The organism is Brachybacterium sp. HMSC06H03 (genome assembly GCF_001807385.1).
Classification (GTDB): Bacteria; Actinomycetota; Actinomycetes; order Actinomycetales; family Dermabacteraceae; genus Brachybacterium; species Brachybacterium conglomeratum.
In genome coordinates this window covers 1-5,040 of sequence record NZ_KV788737.1, presented here as the reverse complement: position 1 = coordinate 5,040, position 5,040 = coordinate 1, and the positions used below count along the sequence as shown (strand labels likewise).

Below are 5,040 nucleotides of genomic sequence, written 5' to 3'. Positions count from 1 at the left end.
TGAGCTTCCCGTCCAGGCCGATGTCGCGGAGACGGCGCCGATCACGGCGGCCCCTCCCACGCCCTTGCCGACCGGGGCGGCGAGCCCTCGGTAGTCGATCACGGCACGACCGGGAGCCCGGTGCGTGGCGCGTGGAGCGGTGCGGAACATCGGTGGCGATCACTTTCTCCGTCGCCTCGCAGTCGGTGCACCGCGGACCTGTGGGGGAGTCCGCGGAGCCTGCGCCCGTCACCCAGGGAAGCGGAGGAAGGAACCGGACCGGTGACGGGGAGGCGGCGGCCCGGTGGGAGCCGCCTCGGAAAGGCGGCACCGCAGGTCACTGTAGGGGTGAGGGCATGTATGACCACAGGTGCATTTGCTGTCGGGCGTGCACTTCTTTGCGAAGATTTTGCGAGTCGCGCCCGAAATGCCGCGTGTTCCACCGGGGAAATGAATCCCACCGTGATAACTACGCCATTGTCATTCATGTCGGCGGAATGCCCGGTATGTCCGAATGGGGCGATGCCGCTGGTCGACCCGTCGGTCACCGGGTGGTGGGGCGAAATATCCGATCAGCCTGATATGGGCCGCGCCGGGTCCGGGGGTGTCCTGACAGTCGTCGAAAGAAAGCGCGATCGACCCGACCGAGAATGGTCATTTGGCGATAAAGTGACGCCTCGAGGGTGGTGTGCAGAGCGGGATCATCGTCGTCGTCGATCCCGCGGGCGGCCGGCGGGCGGACCGCCGACCGACGCAGACGGGGAGTCGTGAGATCGATGGATCTCGCGACTCCCCGGAGGGTCGGGGTGACAGGATTTGAACCTGCGACCTTGCCGTCCCGAACGGCACGCGCTACCAAGCTGCGCCACACCCCGGTGGAACCCGCTCGAGCGGGTCATCGAGGAGAAACTCTAGCAGGCTCCCGGCCGGTCAGCCGACGTCCGAGGGCCTCCGGGCCCGCAACGTGAGCAAGGTCGCCTCCGGCGGGGTCAGCAGACGGTAGTTCGAGTACGGGCTCGCGCCCATCCCCGCGCTCACGTTCATCGGCACGCCCTGCCAGTCGGAGAGGCCGCGGGCCTGCTGCCGGGGCAGGTCGCAGTTCGTGACCAGCGCGCCGATGCCGGGCAGGCGGAGCTGGCCGCCATGGGTGTGTCCGGCGAGGATCAGCTCCGCGCCGTCGGCGACGAAGGCGTCGAGCACGCGGCGGTAGGGGGCGTGCGCGACGCCCACCTGGAGCACGTTGCCGTGCTCGGGCCTGCGCGGAGCGGGAGAGGGCGGGGCGGGCATCCGGTCGCGCTCGAGATGGGGGTCGTCGACGCCGGCCAGGCGCACCTCCAGGCCGCCGAGCTCGATCGTGGCGCGGGTGTTGGTCAGGTCCTTCCAGCCGTGCTCCGAGAGGCGTGCGGCGAGCTCCGCAGTGGGCAGCGTCGGCTCCCGGGGCTCGGTGAGCCCGGCGGGCCGCGGATCCGGCAGCAGGTACCGGGCGGGGTTCTTCGGCATCGGCGCGAACATGTCGTTCGAGCCCATCACGAAGGCGCCGGGCCGGCGCAGCAGGGGCTCGATCGCCTGGGCGAGGGCCGGGACCGCGGCCGCGGAGGCGATGTTGTCGCCCGTGTCGATCACCAGGTGCGGGCGCAGGCTCTCGAGGTGCTCGAGGAAGGCGAGCTTGCGGTGCTGGTCCGGCAGCAGGTGGATGTCGCTGATGTGCAGCACCCGTAGCGTGCGCGCGCCCGGCGGCAGGATCCGCAGCTCGGCCTCGCGCAGCGTGTACCGGTGGATCTCGACATGGCGGGCCCAGACGTGGGCGGCCCCGGCGAGCCCGAGACCGAGCCCGCCGAGCGCACCGGCGGCCGCGAGCGCGGGCCTCACCTCACTCCTCACCGGAGGACTCGCGGATCACGACGGGACGGCCCTCGGGCAGCTCGGTGCCCGCCGGCGGGTCGGTGTCGATCGCATGGCCGGCGCCGATCTCGCCGTGCGGCGCCTGCTCGATCCGCACGGAGTAGCCGGCCGCCTCGAGCGCGGCGCGGGCCTGCTCGATCGGCATGCCGCCGACGTCGGGCACCTTCCCCTTCTCGACCGCGTCGCCCGCGGCGCTGTCCGTCGGGGCGGGGGCGGCGGGGAAGGGCTCGCCGGGGAGTCCCTCGTGCACCCGGGTCATGTACTCCTGCCAGGTGGGCAGGGAGACGGTGTTGCCCCAGACGCTGCCGCTGCGGAGCATCTCGCCGTCGACGTCGAAGCCTCCGGGACGGATGTTCGACTGCGGGTGGCCGAACCACACCGCGGTGGACATCTGGCGGGTGAAGCCGACGTACCAGGTGTGGAACTGCGAGCCGGAGGTGCCGGTCTTGCCGCCCGCGGCGTGGCCGGGGATCGTCTTGCCCTTGCCGGTCGCGCGCGGGTCCTCGAGGTCCTGCTGGAGGACCCACGCCATCGTGTCGGCGACCTCCTTCTCGACCGCCTGGTGGCACTGGGCGCCGGAGATCTCCATCGGGTCGCCGTTGCGGTCGACGACCTCGGTGATCGCCTGGGGCGAGCAGAAGGTGCCGCCCGAGGCGTAGGTCGCGTAGGCCGAAGCCATGTCCAGCGCCGAGATCCGCAGCTCGCCGAGGACCACCACGGAGGGGGCCAGCTCGGTGCCGTACAGGTCCTCGATCGGCATGTCCCAGGTGGTGGGGTCGTAGGGGTTGTAGGTCGCGGGGACCACGCCGATGTCGCGCGCCGTCTCCGCGACGCCGCACAGGTCCAGCTGGCGGGCCATGTTCGCGTACGAGGTGTTGATCGAGAACTTCGTCGAGTTCAGCACCGTCTCCATCGGCGCGATCGGCACGGAGACCGCGTTGTCCGGGTTGTAGCCAGGGTTCTCGCGCCAGGCGCCGCGCGGCAGGCACTCCGCCGGGAAGCTCGACATCGACTCGCGCGTGGTGCTCACCCGGTCGTCGATGCTCCGCCCGCTCTCTAGCCAGTTCTGGAGCACGAAGGGCTTGAAGGTCGAGCCGACGGGGAAGCCGCTGCCGCCGCCGAGGGCCTGCGGCACGTTGTAGTTGATCGCGGTCTCGCCGGGCTGGGAGTCCTCGTGCGGGTTGAAGGTGCGGTTCTCCGCCATCGTGAGGATCTTGCCGGTGCCCGGCTCGACGGTGACGATCGAGTGGCCGAAGCCGTGCTGGGAGTCGCCGGGGACCTTGCGCTGGAGGATGTCCACCGCCGCGGCCTGCGTGTTCGGGTCCAGCGTGGTCCTGATCGTGAGCCCGCCGCCGTAGAGCAGCTTGCGCCGCTCCTCGTACGTGGGGGCGAAGTTCGGGTCGTTCAGCAGGGAGCGCGTGACGTAGTCGCAGAAGAACCCGCTCGTGCCCGCGTCGGCGCAGCCGGCCCGCACGTTCTGGATCTGCAGCATCTCCTCGACGGGCTGGGAGGTGTACTGCTCGTACTCCTCCTCGGTCACGAAGCCCTCGCGCTTCATGTCCGCGAGCACCTCGTTGCGGCGCTTCTGGCCCGCCTCGGGATGGGCGACCGGGTCGTACTGGTTCGGGCCGTTGGTGATGCCGGCCAGGAGCGCGGCCTCGCCGGGGTTGAGGTCCTTCGCGCTCTTGGAGAAGTAGTGGCGCGAGCCCGTCTCGACGCCGTACTGGGAGGGGCCGAACTGCGCCACGTTCAGGTAGGCGTTGAGGATCTCCTCCTTGCTCCACTGCTTCTCGAGCGAGATCGCGAGCTTCGCCTCGCGCAGCTTGCGGCCGTAGCTCTGCTCGGTCGCGGCGAGCTGGTCCTCCTGGTCGCCGCGCTGCACGGCGTCCATGAGCAGCGCGTTCTTCACGTACTGCTGGGTGAGGGTCGAGCCGCCCTGCGTCGCGCCGCCCGCGGCGTTCGAGGCGAAGGCGCGGACCAGGCCCTTGGGGTCCACGCCGCCGTGCTCGTAGAAGCGGCGGTCCTCGACCGCGATCACCGCGTTCTGCATGTGGGGCGAGATCTCCTCGATCGGCACCATGATGCGGTTCTCGGTGTAGAAGGTCGCCAGCAGCGACCCGTCGGCCGCCTCGATGCGGCTGGCCTCGTTCAGCGGCTCGACCTCGAGCTCGCTGGGGTAGGACTCGAAGAGGTCGACCCCGTCCTCGGCGACGGCGGAGGTCGCGGAGACCGCGGGGAGGAAGAACGCCGCGAGCAGGACGCCGGCGAGTGCCGAGACGGCGAGGAGCCCCAGCAGCAGGTAGACGGTCTGCGCCAGGGCGACGGGCAGGGAGCGTCCCGAGCTGGACGCGGGCGAGGTGCGGGCCATGGAACTACAGTACGGCGACCCTCCCCGGGGCGGCCATCAGGCAGGCCGCGCGCGCGGAATCTTCACGAAGCCGATGCCGCGCCGTGACCTGCCCCGGCGGGACCGGCTCGTGCTCGCACCAGCACGGGCCGCGACGGCCGTCGCGGTGCACCGCGCGTTTTGCCATGTGGTGACCGTCTCCATACAGTGGGGCGAGGAGCGGATCAAGGTCGATCCGGGAGACGGAAGGGGATGGAGCATGACCATCGGGGGAAGCGCCTTCACCGGCGACAGCAGCTGGGCCGCCCGCGGCGCCTGCGTGACGATGGATCCCGACGGGTTCTTCGTGCAGGGCGCGGAGCAGCACGCCGTCAAGGCGGCCTGCGGCGCGTGCCCGGTGCGCACCGAGTGCCTGGCCGACGCGCTCGACAACCGCGTCGACTTCGGCGTGTGGGGCGGCATGACCGAGCGTGAGCGTCGACGCCTGCTGCGCCGCCACCCGCACGTCAGCGACTGGTCCGCGCTGCTGCGGCGCGCCGAGCAGCAGGCCGTCGGCGGCTGACCTCCTCCGACCGGGCTCCCCGGGTAGGCTCGTCCCCATGAGCACACTCACCCGCTGGGAGTACCTGACCGTCCCGCTGCTGATCCACGCCACCAAGCAGATCCTGGACAACTACGGCGACGAGGGCTGGGAGCTGGTCCAGGTCGTGCCGGGGCCGAACCCGGAGAACCTGGTCGCCTATCTCAAGCGCCCGCGGGTCGAGGGCTGAGCCGATGACCGACGCCGCCCCGGCGCGCAGCCCCCGGACCCG

Annotated in this window: 4 protein-coding genes and 1 tRNA gene; 2 read left to right on the top strand and 3 right to left on the bottom strand. The window is 71.1% G+C overall.

The window, feature by feature from the left end; all coding sequences use genetic code 11:
• Positions 1–780 precede the first annotated feature (780 nt).
• From HMPREF3159_RS06485 to HMPREF3159_RS06475, 3 genes are all read right to left on the bottom strand, one after another.
• Positions 781–854 (bottom strand) — tRNA-Pro (locus HMPREF3159_RS06485).
• A gap of 55 nt (positions 855–909) precedes the next feature.
• The gene (locus HMPREF3159_RS06480) at positions 910–1,848 is read right to left on the bottom strand and encodes a metallophosphoesterase (protein ID WP_070500202.1); all 939 of its coding nucleotides are present in this window, start codon (positions 1,846–1,848) and stop codon (positions 910–912) included.
• Between the two features lies 1 nt (position 1,849).
• Positions 1,850–4,249 (bottom strand): penicillin-binding protein, encoded by a 2,400-nt coding sequence (locus HMPREF3159_RS06475; protein WP_070500201.1) that lies wholly within the window; start codon positions 4,247–4,249, stop codon positions 1,850–1,852.
• A 238-nt stretch (positions 4,250–4,487) separates the two neighbouring features.
• Between HMPREF3159_RS06475 and HMPREF3159_RS06470 the strand changes: the two genes are divergently transcribed.
• Both HMPREF3159_RS06470 and HMPREF3159_RS17020 read left to right on the top strand, forming a co-directional pair.
• A complete protein-coding gene (locus tag HMPREF3159_RS06470) occupies positions 4,488–4,790 on the top strand; it encodes a WhiB family transcriptional regulator (protein ID WP_010549518.1) in 303 nt (100 codons plus the stop codon).
• 37 nt (positions 4,791–4,827) lie between these two features.
• The gene (locus HMPREF3159_RS17020; RefSeq protein WP_126987298.1) at positions 4,828–4,998 is read left to right on the top strand and encodes a Sp36 family protein; all 171 of its coding nucleotides are present in this window, start codon (positions 4,828–4,830) and stop codon (positions 4,996–4,998) included.
• The last annotated feature ends 42 nt before the right edge of the window (positions 4,999–5,040 follow it).